Here is a 23,697-nt window from a genome sequence, read left to right as displayed (position 1 = left end):
CAGTCATACCGCCTCGCGACCGTCGTAACCTGCGGTGTCTTCGACAGGTGTGACGTGCGCCCCCATTTCAGCAGCGTTTTAAACCAACGTGGGAGCGGACCTGTCCGCGAATACGGTATGCCTGGAGACGAAAACCCGTTGGATGTACCGGCCTCTTCGCGGACAGGTCCGCTCCCACAGGTTCGATCTCATCCTGTTGGATCGAGTGGGCGGCTTCCGACTTGCTCGCGAAGCTTGCGACGCGCAGTTTCAGGCAAATCGAGGTCCCAGCTTCGCGTAGCGTCAGGCGTTTGCCCCGGGAGCGTAATAGCTTCCGTTGGCTTCTGCCGGGTCGTGATCCACCCTCCCTAGACAATGAGCCGAATAAAACCCATATTCGGCTCATTAGGTGAGCCGAATATCTCCCGTATTTGGCTCATTGCCTTCGAGGTCTTGAGTGAGCGAGTTCAATCGTTGGATTTGGCAGCACCCCAGTTGGCCCGCGTTCACATGGAATGCCGACCAACTCGCACCTGTTCTGCGCGCCTGCTCTCAAGCTCAAGGCCGTTTGCTCGGGATGCTTGAAGCGCAGGGCGTCGATGCCAGTGCGCAGTCCGAACTCGATGCGTTGCTACAAAACGTCATCACTTCATCGGCGATTGAAGGCGAGCAGTTGAATGTCGGTTCAGTTCGTTCTTCCTTGGCCAAACGGCTGGGGCTGGCGGCAGAGCAACGTGTCAGCCCTCGCAGCGAGGGATTAGCCGAATTGATGCTGGACGCCACTCAGCAGCATCAGCGCCCACTCACCCTAAAGCGACTGCTGCATTGGCACCAGCTACTGTTTCCCACCTCGGAAGCGCTGGTTACCCAAACGATCGGCGTCGGTGTGCTTCGTGGTCATGAGTCAATGCAAGTGGTGTCCGGGAGACTGGATCGACCGGTTGTGCATTTTGAGGCGCCCCCGCGGGACGGACTTGAGCAGCAACTGGATGGGTTTTTCCACTGGTTCCAGAGCAGCCAGTCCGACCCTACCCTCGACCCGCTATTAAGGGCCGGCATCGCGCATTTCTGGTTTGTGACGTTACACCCCTTCGACGACGGTAACGGCCGTTTGACCCGGGCGATTACCGACCTGGCACTCGCACAGGCTGAAAACCAGTCCATCCGCTTTTACGCAATGTCGGCCAGCATTCTTGCCGACCGACAGGGCTATTACCGGGTCCTTGAAACCTCACAAAGGGCAGAGCTGGACATCACCGCCTGGCTCAGCTGGTTCCTGGAAACCCTGCTGCATACCCTCGGCCAAGCCTGCCAGCGCATCGCACGAGTTTTGGACAAGGCCAGATATTGGCAGCAGCATCGCGACCACGGATTGTCGGCTGAGCAAACCAAAGTGCTTAACCGCTTGCTCGACGGCGATTTACTCGCAGATAAACCGGGTTTCGAGAACGGCATCAGCGCCGCGCACTATCAGGCGGTCGCTAAGGTCAGTAAGGCCACGGCCACCCGACACCTTGTCGATCTGCTTGAGAAGGGCTGCCTGGTGAAACTCCCCGGTGGCGGTCGCAGCACACGCTACCAAATCAACTGGCAATCCTGATCGTTACCCTCACCCTAACGATCCCGTCATCTGCTTGATTGATGCGCCACACCCATCGCTCCTAAGGTGACCCACGACAGCGAACTCGTGGAGTCAGCATGACAACGTTCATGACTACAAAAACAACGAAACTCGACCCGCGCTGGTCGCGTCGTCGCAGTGAAAAACTGCGGCGGCTCGAGCTGGTGCGTTCTCTTGCCGACGGCGTGGTGTTGCCGACCGACAAAATCGTCGCGGCCCTGGAGGCGTTGATCGCGCCCGGTGACCGCGTGGTGCTCGAGGGCAACAACCAGAAACAGGCGGATTTCCTGTCGCGCTCTCTGGTCAAGGCCGACCCCGCCAAACTGCACGATCTGCACATGATCATGCCCAGCGTCGGGCGATCCGAGCACCTGGATCTGTTTGAACGCGGCATCGCCCGCAAGCTGGATTTCTCGTTTGCCGGTACGCAAAGTCTGCGCATCAGCCAGTTGCTGGAAGACGGCCTGCTGGAAGTCGGCGCGATTCATACGTACATCGAACTGTATTCGCGCCTGTTGGTGGACCTGATACCCAACGTCGTGTTGTCCGCCGGATTCATGGCCGACCGCGCCGGCAACATCTACACCGGCGCCAGCACTGAAGACACTCCCGCATTGATTGAGCCCGCTGCCTTCAGCGACGGCATCGTCATCGTGCAGGTCAATGAGCTGGTGGACGACGTCAGCGACCTGCCACGCGTGGATATCCCTGCCTCATGGGTCGATTTCGTGGTGGTCGCCGACAAACCGTTCTACATCGAACCGCTGTTCACTCGCGACCCGCGCCACATCAAACCGGTGCACGTGCTGATGGCGATGATGGCGATTCGCGGGATCTACGAAAAACATAACGTGCAGTCGCTCAACCACGGCATCGGCTTCAACACCGCCGCCATCGAGCTGATCCTGCCGACCTACGGCGAATCCCTGGGCCTCAAAGGCAAGATCTGCCGCAACTGGACGCTCAATCCCCACCCAACCTTGATCCCGGCCATCGAAAGCGGCTGGGTCCAAAGCGTGCATTGCTTCGGCACCGAATTGGGCATGGAAAACTACATCGCCGCGCGGCCGGATGTGTTCTTCACCGGGCGTGACGGCTCGATGCGCTCCAACCGGATGATGTGCCAGCTGGCCGGGCAATATGCGGTGGATCTGTTCATCGGCGCGACCCTGCAAGTGGACGGCGACGGCCATTCTTCTACCGTGACTCGCGGTAGGCTCGCCGGTTTTGGTGGCGCGCCGAACATGGGTCACGATCCCCACGGCCGTCGCCACGCAACGCCGGCCTGGCTCGACATGCGCCAGCAGACTGGCGACGGCCCGGACGCTTACCTTGAGCGCGGCAAGAAACTCGTCGTGCAAATGGTCGAGACGTTTCAGGAAGGCGGCAAACCGACCTTCGTCGAGACCCTCGACGCTGTGGAAGTCGCGAAAAAAAGCGGCATGGCCCTGGCGCCGATCATGATCTACGGCGACGACGTCACCCACTTGCTCACCGAAGAAGGCATCGCCTATCTCTACAAAGCACGCAGCCTGGAAGAGCGGCAGCAGATGATCGCGGCTGTGGCGGGCGTGACTTCCATCGGCCTGCGCCACAACCCTAAAGACACCGCGCGCATGCGACGTGAAGGATTGATCGCGCTGCCGGAAGATCTTGGCATTCGACGTACCGACGCCAGCCGCGAACTGCTCGCCGCCAAAAGTATCGCCGAGCTGGTGGAGTGGTCCGGTGGTTTGTACAGCCCGCCTGCGAAATTCAGGAGTTGGTGATGCGCGCTCAACACATAGCTTTCCAGCACCAGCCTCAAGCGTTATCGCTGGCTGATCAATTGGCCGATCGGGCGGTGGACGCGCTGATCGATGAAGCCGATCTGTCACCCAAACCGGCGCTGGTGGACCGCCGTAGTAACGGCGCCCATCAGGATCTGCACCTCGGTTTGATGCACGCCTCGGCGCTGTCGCTGTGGCCTGCGTTCAAGGAAATGGCCCAAGCCGCGACCGATATCGGTGAAATTGGCCAGCCCTTGCGCGAGGCCATTGGCCGCATCGGGCGTGAAGGTGAAGCAGCGATGATGCGCACCACCAACGGAGTCAACACCCATCGCGGCGCCATTTGGGCGCTAGGTTTGCTGGTCGCCGCCGCAGCCCTTGATCCCAATGACCTGAGTGCCGCGGGCCTGAGCCTGCGCGCTGCGAAACTGGCTTTGATCGACGACCGTAATCTGCTCGGCCAGACCCGAAGCCACGGCGCCGAGGTCGCGCGCAAATACGGTGCGATGGGTGCTCGCGAACAGGCACAAATGGGCTTTCCAGCTGTTATTCAGTTCGGCCTGCCACAACTGCACCGCAGCCGCGCCGCCGGAAATGGCGAGCAGAACGCCCGGCTCGACGCGCTGCTGGCGATCATGACCACGCTGTCGGACACCTGCGTTCTCTACCGCGCTGGCGAAGCCGGGCTGGCGGCCATGCAAACCGGCGCGCACCGTGTACTCAATGCCGGTGGCAGCGCCAGCCTGGGCGGTCGTCGCTGCCTGAATGAGCTGGATCAGCAACTGCTCACGCTTAACGCATCCCCCGGAGGCGCTGCTGATCTGCTCGCTGCCTGCCTGTTCATCGATTGCCTTGAGCCTGCGCTCGGCGACGCCAAGAGGACGTTTTAATCATGGAAACCCTTTCTTTTGAATTCCCTGCCGGGCAGCCGCCACTGGGCCGTGCGCTGGTGGGCTGTGTTGGCTCCGGCGATCTGGAAGTGCTGCTGGAGCCCGGTCTGCCGGGCAAGTTGTCGATCCAGGTGGTGACCTCGGTAAACGGCAGTTCGGCGCGCTGGCAGAACCTGTTCGAGCGGATGTTCGACGGCCAGAATCCTCCCGCATTGAGCATAGACATTCATGACTTCGGCGCAACGCCGGGCGTGGTTCGGCTCCGGCTGGAACAAGGTTTCGAGGAGATCGGCCATGACTGACAGCGCCCGCTTGTTGCAACAACACAGCTTCGTCGAACTCGGCGCTCGCCAGCGTGCGCGGGCGATTCTGGACGAAGGCAGCTTTCGGGAGCTGGTCGGCCCGTTTGATCGCTTGATGTCGCCGTGGCTAGCCAAACAAGGCGTGGTGCCACAAGCCGACGACGGAGTGATCGTCGCCAAAGGCGCCATTGGCGGCAAACCGGTGGTGGTGTGCGCCATCGAGGGTGGATTCCAAGGCGGCAGCATGGGCGAAGTCGGCGGCGCGAAGATGGCGGGCGCGCTGGAATTGGCGGCCGAAGACAACCGCAACGGCATTCCGACCGCCGCCGTTTTGCTACTGGAAACCGGTGGCGTGCGTCTGCAGGAAGCCAACCTGGGACTGGCGGCGATTGCCGATATTCACGCTGCCATCGTCGATCTGCGTCGCTATCAGCCAGTGATCGGCGTGGTCGCAGGCAGCGTCGGATGTTTCGGTGGCATGTCGATTGCGGCCGGTTTGTGCAGTTATCTGCTGGTCACTCAAGAAGCGCGTCTTGGTTTGAACGGCCCGCAGGTGATCGAGCAGGAAGCCGGAATCGAGGAATACGACTCCCGCGACCGGCCCTTCATCTGGAGCCTGACCGGTGGCGAGCAGCGTTTTGCCAGTGGTCTGGTGGACGCGTTTGTGGCGGACGATATCAAGGCCATTCAACAGCAGGTCCAGGCGCTTTTGCTCCAGGGCCCGCGAGAGAAAGAGCGCAGCGGACAATATGAGCTGTTCCTGCACCGACTCGCGCAGCTGGACACCGAACCGCAGATCGATCCCGCGACCGTCCGCAGCCTGTACCAAGGAGAACAGCCATGAGCACTTATTCGACCCGTGGCCTGAACTGGTTCAAGGCGCTGAGCGAAGGCGCTGCCGAAGTCGTTGGCCTGCCAGCGTCAGTGAAAGCCTCCGATGGCCAGCTTGGCGATCAAATCGTGCGTTTTCTCGCAGTGGTTGCTGATCCGCAAAACCGTTTCCCTCGCGCACAGAACGGCGAAGTCGGCATGCTCGAAGGCTGGGGCCTGGCCAAGGCCGTGGACGCTGCCATCGAACTGGACCGCCAAAGCGAAACCAAACGCCCATTGATCGCCATCATCGACGTGCCAAGTCAGGCTTACGGACGGCGCGAAGAAGCGTTGGGCATTCATCAGGCGTTGGCCGGTGCCGTGGACAGTTATGCGCGGGCGCGTCTGGCTGGGCATCCGGTGATCGGGCTGCTGGTGGGCAAGGCAATGTCCGGCGCATTTCTGGCCCATGGGTATCAGGCCAATCGGCTGATCGCGCTGCGTGATCCGGGCGTGATGGTGCACGCCATGGGCAAGGCGTCGGCGGCGCGAGTCACGTTGCGCAGCGTCGAAGAACTGGAAAAACTCGCCGCCAGCGTGCCGCCAATGGCCTACGACATCGACAGCTACGCCAGCCTCGGCTTGCTCTGGGAAACGCTGTCGGTAAGCCGGATTGAACAGCCTTCTGCTGCTGATCTGACGTTGGTGAGCGACTGCCTGATTGCGGCGATCAAGGATGCCCAATTCGGTCCGAATGATCTGAGCAGCCGACGCGGCGCAACCAACCGCGCGGCGTCCTCGAAAGTGCGCGAACTGCTGCGGGCGCATTGGTAAATGAGCGTGATTCCGATGGCGCAGCCCCACGACTTGTTGTGGGGCATGCCGGTGTCTGCGCTGCCGGCTGATGCGCCGGCGTGGTGTGTCGAGGTGATCAGCCTCGGCCATCCCGTGGTGGTGCGTCGGGCGTTGGTCGGAGTCGGTCAAGTTGCAGTGGGTGTGCGTGGGCGTTCGCGGGATCAGCGTTATGGGGCGGTGATGGATGTCGCCGATATTCAGCGTCGGATTCTGCCTGAACAGCTTGTTGGCGTGGCTGGCGCGCAGGACTGGCCGGCGTTGCGAGCGCTGCAACACATCCAACCAGTTATGAATGCGCTGGGTTTGCCGTGGGGCGTGGTCGGCAGCGCAGGATTTGAGTTGGCCAGCGGTTTATCGGCGCTGCATCAAAAGAGCGATCTGGATTTGATCCTGCGCACTGATGCATTTTTTGATCGTCAGGCGGCCGCTCAGCTACTAGATGCATTAGGTGGGACGGTGTGCCGCATCGATCTGCAACTGCAAACGCCGCTCGGTGCCGTTGCGCTGCGTGAGTGGGCCGGACAATCGCAACGAGTGCTCTTGAAACCCGCTGACGGCGCACGATTGGTGCTCGATCCGTGGCATGCGCTTGAGTCAGTCGCATGAGCAGTTTTTGGGTGTATCCGGGCCAGGGAGCGCAGCAGGCGAACATGCTGCATCTGCTGCCGCGCGAGCCCTTGATCAGCGAATGCCTGGGGGAAGCCAGCGAAGCACTGAACGAAGACGTATTGTTGCTCGATACCGCCCAGGCGCTGCAATCCACTCGGGCTGTTCAGTTGTGCTTGTTGATCGCGGGCGTTGCCTGTTCGCGCGTGTTGATGGCCCAAGGGAGCCAGCCGGATTTCGTCGCTGGGCTTTCAATTGGCGCGTATCCAGCAGCGGTTATTTCAGGCGCGCTGGGGTTTGCCGATGCGGTGCGGCTGGTCGCGTTGCGTGGCGAGTTGATGCAGAACGCATTTCCAGAAGGCTACGGCATGACTGCTCTGATCGGTCTGGATCAAGCGGTTGTAGAGCAATTGATCGTTCAAATTCATGCGCCTCAGATGCCGGTGTACCTGGCGAATATCAACGCTGATAACCAGTTCGTCATCGCCGGCAGTCATGAGGCGATGGCGCAGGTCGCGGCGCTTGCCAGAGCCCAGGGCGCGGCAACGGCCAAGCGGCTGGCGGTCAGCGTGCCGTCCCATTGTGAGTTGCTGGCTGGGCCTGCGCAGACACTGGCCGAGGCGTTCAGTCACGTGTCGGTGCAGGCGCCGAGCATTCGTTATCTGAGCGGTAGCGCTGCGCGGCCCGTTCTCAACGCAGACAAGTTACGTGACGACCTGGCGTTCAACATGTGCCGAGTCATCGACTGGCGCAGCACCGTGCAGACCGCGTACGAGCGCGGCGTGCGCCTGCAAATCGAACTGCCGCCGGGCACCGTGTTGACGGGGCTGGCGCGTCGGGTTTTCGAACAAGGATCCGCAGTCGCCTTCCAGGGTGCTCGGCTGGATACGCTGAGCGCGCTGTCGCGAGAGGAGGAACGCCGCAACCCATAGACCGACTGCTGCTTTCGAAGAACAAACACAACAACAACTTCGACGATGCAATTTGAGGATAAAAATAATGGTTATTTATGGTGTCGCGTTACTCGCAATCTGCACCCTTGCGGGGGTGATTCTCGGTGATCTGCTCGGCGTGCTGCTGGGCGTCAAATCCAATGTCGGCGGCGTCGGGATCGCGATGATCCTGCTGATCTGCGCCCGTCTCTACATGCAAAAGCGCGGCGGCATGAGCGAAGGCTGCGAGATGGGCGTCGGCTTCTGGGGGGCGATGTACATCCCGGTCGTGGTCGCCATGGCCGCACAGCAAAATGTCGTCACGGCGCTTAAGGGCGGACCGATTGCCGTTCTCGCAGCGATTGGTTCTGTAATGATTTGCGCCTGCACCATTGCGGTGATCAGCCGGACCAACAAGGGCGAGCCGCTGCCCAAGGAAGAAGAGCCGGTGATTATCCCGGTTGCCGCGCCAGTGGGAGGCCGCTGACATGTGGGATCTCATTCAGAAAGACCTCATCAGCCAAGGGCTGGTGACGGCGTTTGCGGTGGTGGGCGTGGTGATGTGGATTTCCGTGGTGCTGTCCAAACGGCTCACGTTTGGGCGCATTCATGGTTCTGCAATTGCCATCGTCATTGGGCTGGTGCTGGCGTGGATCGGCGGAACACTGACCGGCGGGCAAAAAGGCCTGGCTGATGTGGCGCTGTTTTCCGGGATCGGCTTGATGGGCGGCGCAATGTTGCGTGACTTCGCCATCGTCGCCACGGCGTTCGAAGTGCAGGCGACGGAAGCCAAAAAAGCCGGCATGATCGGTGCCGTTGCGTTGATGCTCGGGACCTTGCTGCCGTTTATCGTCGGCTCGTGCGTGGCTTATGCGTTTGGTTATCGCGATGCGGTCAGCATCACCACCATTGGTGCGGGCGCAGTGACCTATATCGTAGGGCCGGTGACCGGTGCTGCGTTGGGCGCCAGTTCCGACGTGATGGCGCTGTCGATTGCGACGGGGTTGATCAAAGCGATTCTGGTGATGGTCGGCACGCCGATGGCCGCACGCTGGATGGGCCTCGATAACCCGCGTTCGGCCATGGTGTTTGGCGGTCTGGCCGGGACAGTGAGCGGCGTAACGGCGGGTTTGGCCGCGACTGATCGCCGACTCGTGCCCTACGGCGCCCTGACCGCGACCTTCCACACCGGGCTCGGCTGCCTGCTTGGGCCGTCGTTGCTGTATTTCATCGTGCGCGGGATTTTGGGTTAATCACGTCGACCTCTGTAGGAGCTGCCGAAGGCTGCGAAGCGATAGGTCCGGCAACAGAGATTCGTCGCCTGATCCGACGTTTCGCAGCCTTCGGCAGCTCCTACAGGGGAACGCATTCCAGTCTCCCGGCCTCGCTCGTTCCACGCGCAGGTAACGATCAGTGGTTGGAGCATTGCCTTTGATTCTGGCCGGAGGCCGTAGGAGTCCAGCTTGCTGACGATCTGCCGGGAACCGGCAGCAAACCGGGTAAATGCGGTGCATCAGTCGCGCAGGGGTATCTGGTTTCGCGACCGGTGCCCGGTCGATCGCCTGCAAGCAAGGCTCCTACGCCCTCCGGGCAGATGCGGTATTGGTTGATCGTTCCCGCGCGGAGAGCGAGGAACGATCAGTGGCTGGGGCATTGCCTTTGATTCTGGCCGGAGGCCGTAGGAGTCCAGCTTGCTAACGATCTGCCGGGAACCGGCAGTCAATGGGTGAACGCGGTGCGTCAGGTAAACCGGGATGTCCGGTGTTGCGACCGGTGCCCGGTCGATCGCCTGCAAGCAAGGCTCCTACGCCCTCCGGGCAGAAGCGGTATTCGTCGATCGTTCCCACGCAGGGCGGGGTAACTATCTGCTGGCTTGCAGCTTGCAGCTTGCAGCTTTCAACTCAAACGATTGGTATACATCCGACACTCCGCCAGCAACGCGAGCAGATTAGGGTCGCGTTCGCGGGCTTTGAGGAACACCAGGCCGATGTGCTGCTGCATCCGATATCTTTGCTGCAGAGGAATCAGGCGCACGCGGTTTTCGTATACGGCCGCAATCCGTCCTGGCAGCAAGGCGTAACCTACGCCCGAGCTGACCATGCTCAGCAGGGTAAAGATGTCATTCACCTGCATCGCCACCTTCGGCTCGAACCCCGCCTGTTGAAACACCATCGCACCATCACGATGGGTCGCAAAGCCTTGGGTCAGGGTAATGAACGTCGCTTCGCGCAGATCGCTCAGGTCCACTTCACTGTGCTGGGCGAACGGCGAATCCACCGGCGCGGCGAGGAAGATGTCATCGGAGAACAGCGGCAGATGCTCGCAATCCGGGTCGCTCACGGATTCGTTCAACGACACCAGAATCGCGTCCACTTCCATGTTCTTGAGCTTGTAGAACAGGTCGATGTTCGAGCCCAGGATCAGATCGATGTTCAGCTCGGTGCGGCGGATCTTTAGCCCCATGATCAATTGCGGCACGGTTTTAACGGTCAATGAATACAACGCCCCCAGCTTGAATCGCGCCGCCGAAAACCCCGCTGCCTGACGCGTCAGCTCAACAGTGGCGAGCACCTCCTGCACCAGTTTTTGCGCGCGTTCCTCCAGCACATAGGCGCTTTCCAGCGGCGTGAGATTACGGCCTTCATGCTTGAACAGCGGACAGCGCAGTGCGCTTTCCAGTGAGTGGATCGCCCGATGCACGCTCACGGTGCTGGTCTGCAACTCAACGGCGGCCCTCGACAGATTGCCGGTGCGCATGAAAGCCAGGAAAATCTCCAGCTTCTTGAGGGTCAGCTCTTCATCGATCTGCATGGGGCACCGTTGTTATTGGAGTGCTGCCGATTGTGCCCAAGTCATCAGCGGCTGGGTGCATTAAATGCCGAAACACGCATTGCGCTTTTGCCTCATAAGCTGGAGCCTTGCCCGGTGTTATGTGCAAGAGAGGTGGTTTACGAATGTATTACGGTGAAAGACTCAATGCCTGGACCCACTTGGTTGGGGCCATCGCCGCGTTTGTCGGGGCGGTGTGGTTGCTGGTGATCGCCAGTATGGACGGCAGCCCTTGGAAGATTGTCAGTGTGGCGATCTATGGTTTTACCCTGCTGGTGCTGTACAGCGCATCGACGGTTTACCACAGCGTCCAGGGCCGCAAAAAAGCGATCATGCAGAAGGTTGATCACTTTTCGATCTACTTGCTGATTGCCGGCAGTTACACGCCGTTTTGTCTGGTGACGTTGCGCGGGCCTTGGGGCTGGACACTGTTTGGCATTGTCTGGGGACTGGCGATCATCGGGATTTTGCAGGAGATCAAACCGCGTTCCGAAGCGCGCATCCTGTCGATCGTGATCTACGCGGTCATGGGCTGGATTGTACTGGTGGCAGTCAAACCGTTGTTGGCGGCGCTCGGCACTGCCGGGTTCATCTGGCTGGCGTCGGGCGGCGTTTTGTACACCGTCGGCATCATCTTTTTTGCCCTCGATCACCGACTGCGCCACGCCCATGGCATCTGGCACCTGTTCGTGATTGCCGGGAGCTTGCTGCACTTTGTGGCGATTACATTTTACGTGCTGTGATCCCAGCGGATACACATATCCGTGGGAGCGGACCTGTCCGCGAAGGCATTGGCCCAAGCGATAGAAATGTATCGGATGCAATGGCCTCTTCGCGGACAGGTCCGCTCCCACGGGGTGTGTGTAGAGGGTCATTTCCGCGCCCCGCTTCAGTGCATCCTTCTCAACACAACCCCTCGATTTCCGGTAATCGCAGCAGCCCGCAAGCCCCGCGCATTTGCACCAACCCGAAAAGCATTTGCCCTGTATTGAAGCATTTAATTCATTATTTTTATTTGTTGAATTATTTGATTCGTCATCCTAGTCTGATCCTCGAAACGCCTGCTCAAGTGGTGAGGCGGCCTTCTTGGACTGACTGATTTAATCGGGGAGCAAGACATGAATGTGAAAGTACTCTTGAGCATGGCCGTGGCAACCGCATTTTCCGCCTCCACCTGGGCGGCGGACTGGACCGTTGGCGCCAACGTCGGCAACGTGCCGTGGGAATTCCAGGATGCCAAGGGCGAGATCGTCGGCTTTGAAGTCGATGTCGTCAAAGAAGTCGCCAAGCGCGCCGGCAAGACTGTCGAGTTCGTCAATATCCCCTTCAACGGCCTGTTCAGCGCCGTGCAGTCCAAGCGTGCCGACATCGCGATCTCATCGATCACCATCACCCCGAAACGCCTTGAGTCCGTCGGCTTCGCCCAGCCGTATTACGACAGCGACCAATCCCTGTCGGTACTGGCCAAGTCCGGCATCACTGGCCTGAAAGACATGGAAGGCAAAGTGGTCGGCGTCGATACCGGCTCCACCGGCGACATGTGGGTTGGCGCGCATCAGGCCGAATACAAATTCAAAGATGTCTCACGCTACGAAGGCCTGTCGCCTGCGATGCTCGATCTTGCGTCCGGTCGCATGGACGGCTACGTCAGCGACATCCCGGCGGTCCTGTACTACATCAAGGACAAGCCGCAGTACAAAGTCGTCGCCCGTATTCCGACCGGCGAAAAATATTCGCTGATGCACGCCAAGGGCTGGGAATCGGCCACTCAGGTCAACGACATCATCTCCGCCATGAAGAAAGAAGGCGTGATCGCCGGCCTGCACAAGAAGTGGTTCGGCGCTGACGCCGACGCCGATTCAAGCACCGTCAAAGTGGTCGATGTGCTCAAGTAACGCCTGACTGCTCAAGCCCGCTCAGCCGCTTCAACACCAAGGAATCGCAATGGAGTTGTTACAGACTTTCTTCAACTGGGGCGTGTTTGTCGATGCGCTGCCACTGATGCTGCGCGGCCTTGGCGTGACGGTGATGCTGGGCGTCGTCAGCATCATTCTCGGCCTGGTAGGCGGGCTGTTGCTGGCGATGCTGCGGCTGTATTCCTACGCGCCGATTCGTTTTCTCGCGCGCGTTTACATCGATGTACTGCGCTCGATTCCGCTGCTGGTGTTGCTGGTGCTGATCTACTACGCCTTGCCGTTCGTGGGCATTCGGTTGTCGTCGTTCGCGGCGGCCACGGCAGCGCTGTCCCTGGTGTCATGCGCGTATTCGGCGGAGATTTTCCGCTCAGGCATTGAGGCCATTCCGCGCGGGCAGTTCGAAGCCGCAGCCTCTCAGGGCATGAGCTTTTTCAACACCATGCGCGACGTGATCCTGCCGCAGGCCATGCGCATCGTCATGCCGCCCATGACCAGCAACTGCATCAACGTCATGAAAGACACCGCGCTGGCTTCGGTGGTGGCGATGCCTGATTTGCTCAAGCAAGCGACACAGGCTCAGGCACTGGCCGCCAACCCGACCCCGCTGGTGGGCGCAGCGGTCATGTACCTGCTGTTGCTCCTGCCGCTGGTGCAACTGGTGAGCTGGATCGAACGACGCAACGGCTCCGCGAGGAAAAGCGCATGAGTACCGTCATCGAAATCGAACGCATGGCCAAGTTCTATGGCGCATTTCAGGCGCTGGCGGACATCAACCTCACCGTCGAACAAGGCGAAGTGGTGGTGATTCTCGGGCCATCCGGCTCGGGAAAATCGACGTTGATCCGCTGCATCAATCTGCTGGAGGAATACCAGCAGGGCGACATACGCGTCGCCGATCAACGGGTAGAAAACGGACCGAAACTGGCCGGCATTCGTTGCGAAGTCGGCATGGTTTTTCAGAATTTCAATTTGTATCCGCACCTGACCGTGCTGGCCAACGTCGCGCTGGCGCCGGTGCGGGTGCGCGGCATGTCGCGCAAGGATGCCAACGAGCGTGCGCGCCTGTTGCTGGACAAAGTCGGCATGGGCGCCCACGCCGAAAAATACCCCAGCCAGCTTTCCGGCGGGCAGCAGCAACGCGTCGCCATCGCTCGCACCATGGCGATGGAACCGAGGGTAATTCTGTTCGACGAACCGACTTCTGCCCTCGACCCGGAGATGGTCGGCGAAGTGCTGGACGTGATGCAGAACCTGGCCCGCTCCGGCGTGACCATGGTGGTCGTCACGCATGAAATGGGCTTTGCGCGCAAAGTCGCCGACCGGGTGATCTTCATGGAAAACGGCCGAATCATCGAACAGAACAACCCGCACGACTTCTTCACGGCCCCGCAAGAGCCGAGAACTCGGGCGTTTTTGCAGGCCATCTTGCATCACTGATCAGACCTTGGAGATCACTCCCTTGAATGCCCTGGATATCGATTACGTACGCAGCCAATTTCCCGCACTGAGCAGCGGTTACGCCTATCTCGACAACGCCGGCGGTTCTGCCGTGCTCAAGCCGGTCGCCGAGCGCGTCACCGATTACCTGCTCAACAGCGCAGTGCAGTTGGGCGCGTCCTACAGCGAATCGGTCGACGCCGGGGCGCGGGTGATGCAGGCGCGTGAATCGGTGGCGCAACTGATCAATGCCCAGCACCCGGAAGAGTGCGTGATGGGTGGCTCGACTACGCACCTGCTGCAGATTCTCTGCCGCGCGATTGCGCCGTCGATTCAGCCGGGGGACGAAATCATCGTCACCAACTGCGATCATGAAGCCAACATCGGACCGTGGGTACGCTTGTGTGAGCAGCGCGGCGCGACCTTGCGCGTGTGGACGGTAGACCCTGCGAGCATGGACCTGGAGCTTAACGATCTGGACGCGTTGCTCAGCGAGAAAACCCGCTACGTCGCCATGACCCACGCGTCGAACATCCTCGGCAGCGTCAATCCGGTAGCCGAAGTTGCGCGCCGCGTGCACGCAGTGGGCGGCAAGTTGTGCGTGGATGCGGTGGCCTACGCGCCGCACCGTCTGGTGGATGTACAGGCCAGCGGCGCCGATTACTACGTGTTCAGTTTCTACAAAACCTTCGGCCCGCACTTCGCCGTGCTGTGGGGTAAGCGCGAGGCCTTGCTTGAGCTGCCGAGCCTGAACCACTTCTTCATCGGTCAAGAAGTCATCCCCTACAAGCTGCAACCGGGCAACCTCAATTACGAATTGTCTTTTGGCTGCATCGGCATCAGCGATTACCTGATCGACATCGGCCAGCGTCTGGGCGCCAACGGCAGTGAGCGCGAAAAAATGCAGGCTGCCTTCGACGCGTTCGAAGTGCAGGAAGATTTGCTGGCCGAAACCCTGCTGGCCTTTCTGCGCGAGACGCCGGGCGTACGCATCATCGGCAAACCGCGTGTGACGGATGGCGACCGCGTGCCCACCATCAGCTTTGTCGTCGAAGGCGTTCAGTCCGAAGCCATCGTGCGGCGTGTCGACGGCCACCGCATGGGCATCCGTTTTGGTGACTTCTACGCCCGACGCCTGATCGAACAACTGGGCCTGACTCCGTACGGCGGCGTAGTACGGGTGTCGATCGCCCATTACAACAGCGTCGATGAGCTGAATCGTCTGGTTGAGCATCTGGCTCAGGCGATTACCGAATTGCGCGCGTCCTGACTTTTATCGAGCGATTTTATGCCTGTACCGCAAACCCTGGCCGAGCTGCGTTCAGCCATCGTCGAACATCAGGAACGCCTGACCGCACGGCAACGTGATGCGGCCAATTACCTAAATGAACACCCGCACGACGTGGCACTGAATACCGTGGCGGCGCTGGCGAAAATCTCGGGGATTCCGTCGTCGGCGTTCATTAGGCTGGCCCAGGCGCTAAGTTTCAGCGGGTTCAGCGATTTGCAGCGGTTGTTCAAGCAGCCGTTGCAGCAGGCCGGGCAGGGCAGTTTCAAAGAGCGCATTCGTCACTATCGAGGCGAGCAACTGCTCGATGACCCGACCGACGTGGGCGCCATGCTTTCTGCGTTCAGCCGCGCGAACATCGTGTCGCTGGAGCATCTGGCCGAAGGGCAGCAAGTGGAGGCCATCGAACAAGCCATCGGCCTGCTGCAACAGGCGCGGACCACGTTTGTGGTCGGCATGCGCCGCTCGTTTCCGATGGCGTCCTACTTGAGTTATGCGCTGAGCCGTGTCGGAAGACGCGCCGTGCACATCAGCGGATTGGGCGGCAGCCTGCGTGAGCAGGTCGGCGCGCTGCACAGCGATGACGTGCTGGTGGCGGTGAGTTTTCCGCCGTACTCCCAGGAAACCATCGACGCCTGCACCCAGGCCGTGGCGGCGGGGACGCCGATTGTGGCGATCACTGACAGTCTGCTCAGCCCCATCGGACAAAAAGCGTCGGTGATGATCGAGGTCAACGACGCTGAGCTGTTGGGTTTTCGTTCTCTGACGGCGGCGTTCTGTATCGCGCAAACCCTGGCCATGGGCCTGGCGTTCCGCGATGGCCAAGGCCTTGACGGGCCGGATCATGATGCGTTGAAAAACATCGACTGCTGAGCCAACGCTCGGCGGTTTTTGCCAGATAGTTGTACGTCGCAGGAGACTGTTCCCATGGCTACACCCGTTCGAGATCTGGTCGGCTATGGCCGGCAGCGCCCTCAAGGCACCTGGCCCAATGGCGCGCGACTGGCCATCAACTTTGTCATCAACTACGAAGAAGGCTCCGAGCGTTCTCTGGCCATGGGCGACCCCGATCAGGAGAGCATGACCGAGTGGGGCAGCTACCAATTCCCGGATGGCGTGCGCAATCTGGCGATGGAGTCGATGTACGAGTACGGCGCCCGTGTGGGCATCTGGCGGATTCTCGACATCCTGGAAAAGGCCAACGTCCCGGCCACCTTTCATGCCTGCGCCGTGGCATTCGAGCAGAACCCCGACGTGGCGAAGGCCGCTGTCGAACTGGGCCATGAGATTTGCAGCCACGGTTATCGCTGGGAAGAAGTCTTCCGCCTGACCGAAGCCGAGGAGCGCGAGCACATTCGTCTGGCCATCGAATCCTTCGAACGCACTTGCGGCAAGCGCCCGGTGGGCTGGTATTGCCGTTATGGCGCCAGCGTCCACACTCGTCGGCTCGTGGCCGAGGAGGGCGGTTTTCTCTATGACTCCGATGCCTACAACGACGACGTGCCGTATTTCGTCGACGTCGAGGGCAAACAGCATTTGGTGGTGCCTTACACCAGCGACGTTAACGACTTCCGTTACTGGAACTCGCCAGGCTTGTCTCAGGCGTCGGACTTTCTCGAATACATGAAGGAAAGTTTCGATGTGCTGTACGAAGAAGCCGCTGATGGCCTGCGAATGATGTCCATCGGGTTGCACCCGCGCATGGTCGGGCGTCCGGGGCGGGTGCGAGCGATCAAGCAATTCATCGAGTACGCCCAGGCCCAGGAAGGCGTGTGGTTCACCACCCGGGAAGAAATTGCCAAGGCCTGGATGACCCGCGCCTGACGGAGAGCACGACATGCAGGCTTTCGATCTGATCATTCGTAACGCCAACGTGGTAACGGCTGCGGACAGCTTCCTTTGCGATATAGGCGTGCGTGACGACAAAATCGTCGCACTCGGCCTGGGGTTGCAGGGCGCCACCGAGGAAATCGATGCGGCTGGGCGCACCGTTACGCCAGGCGGGATCGACAGCCATGTGCATCTGGATCAGCCCACCGGCGATGGTTCGGTGATGGCCGATGATTTTGAAAGCGGCACCCGTTCAGCTGCGTGTGGCGGGACAACCACCGTGATCCCGTTTGCCTGCCAGCAGAAGGGCCAAAGCCTGCGCGCGGCAGTGGAGGACTATCATCGACGCGCCGACGGCAAGGCGCTGATCGACTACGCGTTTCACTTGATCGTCACCGACCCCACCGAAGACGTGTTGCGTCGCGAGCTGCCGGAGCTGATCGCCGAGGGCTACACCTCGTTCAAGATCTACATGACCTACGACGCGCTGAAACTCAATGATCGGGAGATTCTGGAAACCCTGTCGGTGGCGCGGGCCGAAGGTGCGATGGTCATGCTCCACGCCGAAAACAGCGACTGCATCGCCTGGCTGACCGAGCGCTTGTTGGCGGCAGGGCACAGCGCGCCCCGTTATCACGCCACGTCCCGGCCAATGCTGGTGGAGCGCGAGGCCACGCATCGAGCGATTGCTTTGGCGGAGCTGGTCGATGTGCCGATCCTCATCGTGCATGTCTCCGGGCGTGAGGCCATCGAGCAAATCCGCTGGGCGCAGAGCCACGGTTTGAAGGTCTACGGCGAGACATGCCCGCAGTATCTGTTTTTGACGGCTGACTCGTTGGGCTGTGACGACAGTTTCGAGGGTGCCAAATGCATCTGCAGCCCCCCGCCTCGTGATGCGGCCAATCAGCAGGTGATCTGGGATGGTTTGCAAAACGGCTCGTTCGAAGTGTTCTCGTCGGACCATGCGCCGTTTCGCTACGAAGGCTCCGACGGCAAGCGCGCTCATGGTGAGCACGCGCCTTTTTCCGAGGTCGCCAACGGCATTCCGGGGATCGAAACGCGCATGGCGCTGCTGTGGTCCGAAGGCGTTGGGACCGGACGCATCACCCCGCAGGAATTTGTCGCGCTGACCTCGACCAATGCCGCGCGGCTTTATGGTCTGTACCCGCGCAAGGGCAGCATCGCGATTGGTGCAGATGCGGACCTGGTGATCTGGGACGAAGGGCTGGATTTCGAACTGACTAACGATTTGCTGCACCATCACGTCGATTACACGCCGTACGAAGGCATGCGCCTGAGTGCATGGCCGGCGATGACCTTCGCGCGAGGGGAGCGAGTGTGGGATGGGCGGGCGCTGGGTACCCCGGGGCGCGGCGTGTTCCTGCCCTGTGCGCGGCCGGAGCCGGCTAAGGTGCGGCGGCGGCAGAGTGAGTTGCCTGGTATTTGATCTGAAATCGAATCTGTAGGAGCGAATTTATTCGCGAGAGGCCGGTACAGACGATAAATCACAAGTGCCTCACATGCCGTCTCGCGAATGAATTCGCTCCTACAGAGTCAGTGCTCTAGAAATCCCCCCAAAGCTGCTGCGCAATGCTCAACGCCACCACCGGCGCGGTTTCCGTGCGCAGCACGCGCGGGCCGAGGCGGGCTGCGTGGAAACCGGCGTCTTGCGCCTGATCGACTTCTGCTTCATTCAGACCGCCTTCGGGCCCGATCAGAAACGCTAGGCTCGTCGGCTTTTCATGACTGATCAGCGGTTCGGCCACCGGATGCAGCACCAGCTTCAGATCGGCTTCAGTGTGCTTGAGCCATTCAGCCAAGGTCACAGGCGGATTGACGGTCGGGACAACTGAGCGACCGCATTGCTCACACGCACTGATCGCGATCTGCTGCCAATGGGCCTGGCGTTTCTCGGCGCGCTCGTCCTTGAGCCGGACTTCGCAGCGCTCGCTGATGATCGGGGTGATTTGAGTCACGCCCAGCTCGGTTGCTTTCTGGATGGCCCAATCCATGCGCTCGCCACGAGACAGTCCTTGGCCCAGGTGGATCTGTAGCGCCGACTCGGCCAAGCCGGGAAAGCATTCATCGATCTGCACCCGAACGCGCTTTTTGCCGACTTCGATCAGCGTGGCGCGAAACTCTGTGCCAGTGCCGTCGAACAGCTGCACAGCGTCACCCTCGGCCATACGCAGCACGCGCCCGATGTAATGCGCCTGGGCTTCCGGCAGTTCGTGTTCGCCGTGGCTCAGAGCGGCTTCGATAAAAAAGCGGGAGAGTCTCATGGTTGTTTCTCTGCAAATAAACAGTCACGGGTAGCGTTACCACGCGGAGCGTGGGAACGATCAGCGTTGGGTTTTGTGTTTATTAACCCGGATCACGAAAATCGGGATGGAAATTCTCGCGCACGGCCACGCTGATATGGGTCCGCGTCGCGATGTCGATGCCTTCAGTCGCCACCTCGGCCAAGAAATCAATTTGTTCGGGTGTAATGACATACGGCGGCAAAAAGTACACCACGCTGCCCAACGGGCGCAGCAATGCACCCCGCGTCAGCGCATGTTCAAACACCTTCAAACCACGACGCTCCTGCCACGGGTACGCGGCTTTTGTCGCTTTGTCCTGGACCATCTCGAAAGCAATGGCCATCCCGGTCTGACGCACTTCGGACACGTTCGGGTGATCCACCAGATGCGCCGTCGCGGTTTTCATACGCAGCGCCAAGGCCTTGTTGTTCTCGATGACGTTGTCCTGCTCGAAAATATCGAGCGTCGCCAATGCCGCCGCGCAGGCCAGCGGATTCCCGGTGTAGCTGTGGGAATGCAGGAAAGCCCGGAGTGTTGGGTAGTCGTCATAGAACGCATCGTAGACGTCATCGGTGGTGATGCACGCCGCCAACGGCAGGTAACCACCAGTCAATGCTTTGGACAAACACAGGAAATCCGGTCGGATGCCGGCTTGCTCGCAGGCGAACATGGTGCCGGTGCGGCCGAAACCCACTGCAATCTCGTCATGGATCAGGTGCACGCCGTAACGGTCGCACGCGTCGCGCAGTAGCTTGAGGTAAATCGGATCGTACATGCGCATGCCGCCAGCGCCTTGAATCAGCGGCTCGATGATCACAGCGGCCACGGTGTCGTGATTCTCCGCCAGCGTCTGCTCCATGGCGGCGAACATGTTGCGCGAGTGTTCCTCCCAGCTCATGCCTTCCGGGCGGTGATAGCAATCCGGGCTAGGCACCTTGATGGTGTCCAGCAGCAGTGCTTTGTAAGTCTCGGTGAACAGCGGCACGTCGCCCACCGACATCGCCGCCATAGTTTCGCCGTGGTAGCTGTTGGTCAGGGTAACGAAGCGCTTTTTGTCGGGTTTGCCGCGATTGAGCCAGTAGTGAAAGCTCATTTTCAGTGCGACTTCAATGCACGAAGAACCGTTATCGGCGTAGAAGCAGCGTGTCAGGCCTTCCGGCGTCATTGCCACAAGACGCTCGGACAACTCGATCACCGGCTGGTGGCTGAAGCCGGCCAGGATCACGTGCTCAAGTTGATCGACCTGATCCTTGATGCGCTGATTGATACGCGGGTTGGCGTGACCAAACACGTTGACCCACCAGGAACTGACCGCGTCCAGATAACGCTTGCCTTCGAAGTCCTCCAGCCAGACCCCCTCGCCACGCTTGATCGGTATCAGCGGCAGGTTTTCGTGGTCTTTCATCTGGGTGCAGGGATGCCACAGGACCTTGAGGTCGCGCTGCATCCACTGATTATTCAGGCCCATCATTGATCTCCTCAGGCTGTGCCGTTGACCACTCGCACGAAACGAGGCCAAACAATCGCGCAAGCCTATGCAATGCATTGCCAAGGGACAACCTTTAGCGCCAATCACAGCCGTTTTAGGTGCTCGACGGACATTGCTGGCGGGCGTTCAACGGCTGGCGTATCCTTCGCGCCTCTTCAAAGAATTGGGCGTTAAAGCCCGACAATTCCTACGTTTTTTCCGGAGTTTGCTGAATGCTTTCTGGTTGGCTGCGCGCCTGTGCGCTGGTGATGATTGGGCTGGTCAGCGCTTCGGCGCTCGCTGTGGATAAACCGCACACGGCCATTGTTGTGGGTGGGGGCATGGCAGGCCTCACGGCCGCTTACGAACTTCAGGCCAAGGGCTGGCAAGTGACCGTACTTGAGGCCAAACCCACAGTCGGCGGCCGCTCGGGCCTTGCTGGCAGTGAATGGTTCGGTAACGCCAAGGCGCAGCCGTTGCTCAATCAGTACCTGGACCGTTTCAAGTTGAAGACCGTCCCTGCGCCTGAGTTCGTGCGCACCCCCAGTTACCTCATCGACGGCGAATACTTCTCCGCTGCCGATCTCGCTACCAAGCAGCCTGCGACCGCCGAAGCCATGAAGCGCTATGACGCGGCCATCGACGACATCGCGCGCTCGATCACCGACCCGCTGAACCCTGCTGCCAACAGCACCTTGTTTGCGCTGGACCAGATCAACGTCGCCAACTGGCTGGATCGTTTGAGCCTGCCAGCCACTGCTCGGCAATTGATCAATCAGCAGATTCGTACCCGATACGACGAGCCTTCGCGTTTGTCGCTGCTGTACTTCGCGCAGCAAGCGCGGGTCAATCGCGACGTTGAAGACCGCGACCGCCGTGCCGCTCGCCTGCCCGGTGGCAGCGCTCTGCTGGCTGACGAGTTCGTCAAGCAGATCAAAGTCGTCAAGACCAACTCGCCGGTATCCGCAATTAATCAGGACAAAGACGGCGTGACCGTCAAGGTTGGTTCGGTCGGTTACGAAGCTGAATACGTCGTGCTGGCAGTGCCGCTGCGTGCCCTGAGCAAGATCACCATGACGCCTGCGCTGGACGCTCAGCATCAGGGCGCTATCAAGAGCACCAACTACGGTTGGCACGACCAGATCATGCTCAAGTTCAAGACCCCGGTCTGGGAAAGCAAAGCGCGCATGACCGGTGAGATATACAGCAACACCGGCTTGGGCATGCTGTGGATCGAACCGGCACTTAAAGGTGGCGCTAACGCGGTGATCAACCTGTCCGGCGACAATGCGCGGATCATGCAGGCCTTCGGTGACAAGCAGATGGTGGATCAGGTGCTGATTCGTCTGCACACCTTCTATCCGCAAGCCCGTGGCGCTTACACCGGCTATGAAATTCGTCGCTCCAGTGTTGATCCCTCCACCGGTGGCGCCTATCTGGCGTTCGGTCCAGGGCAGATCAGCAAATATTGGCGCCTGTGGGAACGTCCTCTGCAGCGCGTAGCCTTTGCTGGCGAGCACACTGACGCGCTGTATCCGGGCACGCTGGAGGGCGCGCTGCGTACCGGTCAGCGTGCGGCCAGCCAGGTTCAGGATCTGGCAGCGGGCAAGTCGTTCGAACCTGTGAAAGCGCCGCCTCCGAAAGCTCCGGAAGCACCGAAAGCTGCTGGTGGCGGTGTGGGCGCGTTTTTCTCGAACATGTTTGGCGGCTCTAAGCCAGAGGCCAAGCCGGTTGAGAAAGCGCCAGAACCGACTCCAGCACCTGCGCCCGCTCCTGTGACGCCGCCGCCTGCGCCAGTGGTCGAGCCAGCCAAGCCTGCGGTCGTTGAGCCGGCCAAGAAAGCACCGGTCAAGAAAGAGGCTGTGAAAAAGGAGCCCGTGAAGAAGGCGCCCGCCAAACCGGCTGCGACCCACAAGCCTGCAGCCAAAACCGAGGCCCCTAAAAAAGCTTCGGCCAAGTCGACTGAAAAGGCAGCAACACCTGCTGCTCCGGCACCGGCGCCGAGCAACTGATTGCTCAAGCGCTGAAATGAGAAAGGCGCGGTCCCCGGACCGCGCCTTTTTTTATGCTCACTCCGTCTGTAGGAGACAACTTGTTGGCGAGGCTGGCGGTGAGGTGTGTCAGGGGTATTGCATCGCGAACAAGTTCGCTCCCACAGGTACGCCACGTAACATTCCGTTAATCGAATTCGGAAAAAATGCGACAGGAAATTTCAATCGTATTTCCTGATATTTCAGAGCGAAATTTTGCGCTTTCTTTCGATAGGTAAAAAGATAGTCTTCTCACAGCATTTACAGGATATCCGCGATGCAACTACGCAACTCTTCTTCTCGTTATGGCTGGATAAGCATCGTTTTGCATTGGGGTGTCGCGCTGACGGTGTTCGGCATGTTCGCGCTGGGCCTGTGGATGGTCGGTCTGGGCTATTACGACACTTGGCGTAAAGCCGGTCCGGATTTGCACAAAAGCATCGGCATTACCCTGTTTCTGTTCATGCTGCTGCGAGTGGTCTGGCGTTTTGTCAGCCCGCCGCCGCCAGCGCCAGCCAGCCACAGCCGCTTCATTAAAGTCGCTGCTACGCTTGGCCACGCGTTCCTCTATCTGGATTTGTTCTTGGTGATGTTCGCCGGTTACCTGATTTCCACCGCAGACGGTGTCGGGATTCCGGTGTTTGGTTTGTTTGAAGTGCCCGCATTGATCAGCGGACTGCCCGACCAGGCGGACGTTGCCGGTGTTGTGCATTTGTATCTCGCCTGGGTTCTGGTGATATTTGCGGTACTCCATGGCCTGGCTGCTTTGAAGCATCACTTCATTGATCGTGATGCGACCCTTGTTCGTATGCTGGGCCGCAAGGCCTGATGT

Annotated in this window: 23 protein-coding genes; 20 read left to right on the top strand and 3 right to left on the bottom strand. The window is 60.1% G+C overall.

Annotation, left to right across the window (positions count from 1 at the left end):
• Nucleotides 1–436: 436 nt before the first annotated feature.
• The 10 genes from ACWKWM_RS14530 to madM all read left to right on the top strand — a co-directional run bounded on the left by ACWKWM_RS14530 (nt 437) and on the right by madM (nt 9,017).
• The gene (locus ACWKWM_RS14530) at nt 437–1,579 is read left to right on the top strand and encodes a Fic family protein (protein WP_483846800.1); all 1,143 of its coding nucleotides are present in this window, start codon (nt 437–439) and stop codon (nt 1,577–1,579) included.
• Nucleotides 1,580–1,689: 110 nt separating this feature from the next.
• A complete protein-coding gene (gene mdcA / locus ACWKWM_RS14525) occupies nt 1,690–3,369 on the top strand; it encodes a malonate decarboxylase subunit alpha (protein ID WP_483846799.1) in 1,680 nt (559 codons plus the stop codon).
• Entirely contained in the window at nt 3,369–4,259 is an 891-nt protein-coding gene (locus ACWKWM_RS14520) for a triphosphoribosyl-dephospho-CoA synthase (RefSeq protein ID WP_483846798.1), read from the top strand. The genes mdcA and ACWKWM_RS14520 overlap by 1 nt, the downstream gene beginning before the upstream one ends.
• Before the next feature lie 2 nt (nt 4,260–4,261).
• Nucleotides 4,262–4,561, top strand: coding sequence for a malonate decarboxylase subunit delta (locus ACWKWM_RS14515; RefSeq protein ID WP_483846797.1), 300 nt, complete (start codon nt 4,262–4,264; stop codon nt 4,559–4,561).
• Nucleotides 4,554–5,405 (top strand): biotin-independent malonate decarboxylase subunit beta, encoded by an 852-nt coding sequence (locus tag ACWKWM_RS14510; RefSeq protein WP_483846796.1) that lies wholly within the window; start codon nt 4,554–4,556, stop codon nt 5,403–5,405. The genes ACWKWM_RS14515 and ACWKWM_RS14510 overlap by 8 nt, the downstream gene beginning before the upstream one ends.
• Nucleotides 5,402–6,205 carry a biotin-independent malonate decarboxylase subunit gamma gene (gene mdcE, locus ACWKWM_RS14505; protein ID WP_483846795.1) on the top strand — a complete coding sequence of 268 codons (804 nt, stop codon included), beginning with the start codon at nt 5,402–5,404 and terminating at the stop codon, nt 6,203–6,205. Before ACWKWM_RS14510 ends, mdcE begins: the two co-directional genes overlap by 4 nt.
• Nucleotides 6,206–6,832 carry a malonate decarboxylase holo-ACP synthase gene (locus tag ACWKWM_RS14500; RefSeq protein WP_483846794.1) on the top strand — a complete coding sequence of 209 codons (627 nt, stop codon included), beginning with the start codon at nt 6,206–6,208 and terminating at the stop codon, nt 6,830–6,832.
• Nucleotides 6,829–7,764, top strand: coding sequence for a malonate decarboxylase subunit epsilon (gene mdcH, locus ACWKWM_RS14495; RefSeq protein WP_483846793.1), 936 nt, complete (start codon nt 6,829–6,831; stop codon nt 7,762–7,764). The genes ACWKWM_RS14500 and mdcH overlap by 4 nt, the downstream gene beginning before the upstream one ends.
• A 67-nt stretch (nt 7,765–7,831) precedes the next feature.
• Nucleotides 7,832–8,251, top strand: coding sequence for a malonate transporter subunit MadL (gene madL / locus ACWKWM_RS14490; protein ID WP_483846792.1), 420 nt, complete (start codon nt 7,832–7,834; stop codon nt 8,249–8,251).
• A gap of 1 nt (nt 8,252) precedes the next feature.
• Complete coding sequence (madM, locus tag ACWKWM_RS14485) at nt 8,253–9,017, top strand: malonate transporter subunit MadM (RefSeq protein WP_483846791.1); 765 nt, start codon at nt 8,253–8,255, stop codon at nt 9,015–9,017.
• A 643-nt stretch (nt 9,018–9,660) separates the two neighbouring features.
• Here the strand turns inward: madM and ACWKWM_RS14480 are convergent.
• Nucleotides 9,661–10,575, bottom strand: a complete 915-nt coding sequence (locus tag ACWKWM_RS14480) for a LysR family transcriptional regulator (protein WP_483846790.1) — start codon at nt 10,573–10,575, stop codon at nt 9,661–9,663.
• Between the two features lie 143 nt (nt 10,576–10,718).
• On the opposite strand from ACWKWM_RS14480, the gene trhA reads away from it, so the two are divergent.
• The 8 genes from trhA to hydA all read left to right on the top strand — a co-directional run bounded on the left by trhA (nt 10,719) and on the right by hydA (nt 18,511).
• The gene (gene trhA, locus ACWKWM_RS14475) at nt 10,719–11,336 is read left to right on the top strand and encodes a PAQR family membrane homeostasis protein TrhA (protein ID WP_483846789.1); all 618 of its coding nucleotides are present in this window, start codon (nt 10,719–10,721) and stop codon (nt 11,334–11,336) included.
• A gap of 375 nt (nt 11,337–11,711) precedes the next feature.
• Complete coding sequence (locus tag ACWKWM_RS14470) at nt 11,712–12,488, top strand: transporter substrate-binding domain-containing protein (RefSeq protein WP_483837176.1); 777 nt, start codon at nt 11,712–11,714, stop codon at nt 12,486–12,488.
• A gap of 49 nt (nt 12,489–12,537) precedes the next feature.
• Complete coding sequence (locus ACWKWM_RS14465) at nt 12,538–13,215, top strand: amino acid ABC transporter permease (protein ID WP_483837175.1); 678 nt, start codon at nt 12,538–12,540, stop codon at nt 13,213–13,215.
• Nucleotides 13,212–13,946, top strand: coding sequence for an amino acid ABC transporter ATP-binding protein (locus ACWKWM_RS14460; RefSeq protein ID WP_483846788.1), 735 nt, complete (start codon nt 13,212–13,214; stop codon nt 13,944–13,946). Before ACWKWM_RS14465 ends, ACWKWM_RS14460 begins: the two co-directional genes overlap by 4 nt.
• 22 nt (nt 13,947–13,968) lie before the next feature.
• Nucleotides 13,969–15,216 carry a cysteine desulfurase-like protein gene (locus ACWKWM_RS14455; RefSeq protein WP_483846787.1) on the top strand — a complete coding sequence of 416 codons (1,248 nt, stop codon included), beginning with the start codon at nt 13,969–13,971 and terminating at the stop codon, nt 15,214–15,216.
• An 18-nt stretch (nt 15,217–15,234) separates the two neighbouring features.
• On the top strand, nt 15,235–16,107 hold the full coding sequence (locus ACWKWM_RS14450) for a MurR/RpiR family transcriptional regulator (RefSeq protein ID WP_483846786.1): 873 nt from the start codon (nt 15,235–15,237) through the stop codon (nt 16,105–16,107).
• Between the two features lie 54 nt (nt 16,108–16,161).
• The gene (locus ACWKWM_RS14445; protein ID WP_483846785.1) at nt 16,162–17,058 is read left to right on the top strand and encodes an allantoinase PuuE; all 897 of its coding nucleotides are present in this window, start codon (nt 16,162–16,164) and stop codon (nt 17,056–17,058) included.
• Between the two features lie 13 nt (nt 17,059–17,071).
• Nucleotides 17,072–18,511 (top strand): dihydropyrimidinase, encoded by a 1,440-nt coding sequence (gene hydA / locus ACWKWM_RS14440; RefSeq protein ID WP_483846784.1) that lies wholly within the window; start codon nt 17,072–17,074, stop codon nt 18,509–18,511.
• A gap of 115 nt (nt 18,512–18,626) precedes the next feature.
• Here the strand turns inward: hydA and ACWKWM_RS14435 are convergent, their stop codons facing one another.
• Both ACWKWM_RS14435 and ACWKWM_RS14430 read right to left on the bottom strand, forming a co-directional pair.
• Nucleotides 18,627–19,346, bottom strand: coding sequence for a 16S rRNA (uracil(1498)-N(3))-methyltransferase (locus tag ACWKWM_RS14435; protein WP_483846783.1), 720 nt, complete (start codon nt 19,344–19,346; stop codon nt 18,627–18,629).
• An 82-nt stretch (nt 19,347–19,428) separates the two neighbouring features.
• The gene (locus tag ACWKWM_RS14430) at nt 19,429–20,835 is read right to left on the bottom strand and encodes an adenosylmethionine--8-amino-7-oxononanoate transaminase (protein ID WP_483846782.1); all 1,407 of its coding nucleotides are present in this window, start codon (nt 20,833–20,835) and stop codon (nt 19,429–19,431) included.
• 233 nt (nt 20,836–21,068) lie between these two features.
• On the opposite strand from ACWKWM_RS14430, the gene ACWKWM_RS14425 reads away from it, so the two are divergent.
• Both ACWKWM_RS14425 and ACWKWM_RS14420 read left to right on the top strand, forming a co-directional pair.
• Nucleotides 21,069–22,847: an FAD-dependent oxidoreductase gene (locus ACWKWM_RS14425; protein WP_483846781.1), complete on the top strand. Its 1,779-nt coding sequence runs from the start codon at nt 21,069–21,071 to the stop codon at nt 22,845–22,847.
• A gap of 295 nt (nt 22,848–23,142) precedes the next feature.
• On the top strand, nt 23,143–23,694 hold the full coding sequence (locus ACWKWM_RS14420; RefSeq protein ID WP_483846780.1) for a cytochrome b: 552 nt from the start codon (nt 23,143–23,145) through the stop codon (nt 23,692–23,694).
• Nucleotides 23,695–23,697: the final 3 nt, after the last annotated feature.

Source organism: Pseudomonas rosaeacicularis (assembly GCF_057128745.1).
Note: the sequence above shows the minus strand (reverse complement) of the source record. Positions and strands in the feature narration are given on the sequence as shown.

Coding starts and splice junctions, on each gene's coding strand:
- mdcA (WP_483846799.1), top strand. CDS start 1,690: ATGACTACAAAAACAACGAAACTCGACCCGCGCTGGTCGCGTCGTCGC.
- ACWKWM_RS14520 (WP_483846798.1), top strand. CDS start 3,369: ATGCGCGCTCAACACATAGCTTTCCAGCACCAGCCTCAAGCGTTATCG.
- ACWKWM_RS14515 (WP_483846797.1), top strand. CDS start 4,262: ATGGAAACCCTTTCTTTTGAATTCCCTGCCGGGCAGCCGCCACTGGGC.
- ACWKWM_RS14510 (WP_483846796.1), top strand. CDS start 4,554: ATGACTGACAGCGCCCGCTTGTTGCAACAACACAGCTTCGTCGAACTC.
- mdcE (WP_483846795.1), top strand. CDS start 5,402: ATGAGCACTTATTCGACCCGTGGCCTGAACTGGTTCAAGGCGCTGAGC.
- ACWKWM_RS14500 (WP_483846794.1), top strand. CDS start 6,206: ATGAGCGTGATTCCGATGGCGCAGCCCCACGACTTGTTGTGGGGCATG.
- mdcH (WP_483846793.1), top strand. CDS start 6,829: ATGAGCAGTTTTTGGGTGTATCCGGGCCAGGGAGCGCAGCAGGCGAAC.
- madL (WP_483846792.1), top strand. CDS start 7,832: ATGGTTATTTATGGTGTCGCGTTACTCGCAATCTGCACCCTTGCGGGG.
- madM (WP_483846791.1), top strand. CDS start 8,253: ATGTGGGATCTCATTCAGAAAGACCTCATCAGCCAAGGGCTGGTGACG.
- ACWKWM_RS14480 (WP_483846790.1), bottom strand. CDS start 10,575: ATGCAGATCGATGAAGAGCTGACCCTCAAGAAGCTGGAGATTTTCCTG.
- trhA (WP_483846789.1), top strand. CDS start 10,719: ATGTATTACGGTGAAAGACTCAATGCCTGGACCCACTTGGTTGGGGCC.
- ACWKWM_RS14470 (WP_483837176.1), top strand. CDS start 11,712: ATGAATGTGAAAGTACTCTTGAGCATGGCCGTGGCAACCGCATTTTCC.
- ACWKWM_RS14465 (WP_483837175.1), top strand. CDS start 12,538: ATGGAGTTGTTACAGACTTTCTTCAACTGGGGCGTGTTTGTCGATGCG.
- ACWKWM_RS14460 (WP_483846788.1), top strand. CDS start 13,212: ATGAGTACCGTCATCGAAATCGAACGCATGGCCAAGTTCTATGGCGCA.
- ACWKWM_RS14450 (WP_483846786.1), top strand. CDS start 15,235: ATGCCTGTACCGCAAACCCTGGCCGAGCTGCGTTCAGCCATCGTCGAA.
- ACWKWM_RS14445 (WP_483846785.1), top strand. CDS start 16,162: ATGGCTACACCCGTTCGAGATCTGGTCGGCTATGGCCGGCAGCGCCCT.
- hydA (WP_483846784.1), top strand. CDS start 17,072: ATGCAGGCTTTCGATCTGATCATTCGTAACGCCAACGTGGTAACGGCT.
- ACWKWM_RS14435 (WP_483846783.1), bottom strand. CDS start 19,346: ATGAGACTCTCCCGCTTTTTTATCGAAGCCGCTCTGAGCCACGGCGAA.
- ACWKWM_RS14430 (WP_483846782.1), bottom strand. CDS start 20,835: ATGGGCCTGAATAATCAGTGGATGCAGCGCGACCTCAAGGTCCTGTGG.
- ACWKWM_RS14425 (WP_483846781.1), top strand. CDS start 21,069: ATGCTTTCTGGTTGGCTGCGCGCCTGTGCGCTGGTGATGATTGGGCTG.
- ACWKWM_RS14420 (WP_483846780.1), top strand. CDS start 23,143: ATGCAACTACGCAACTCTTCTTCTCGTTATGGCTGGATAAGCATCGTT.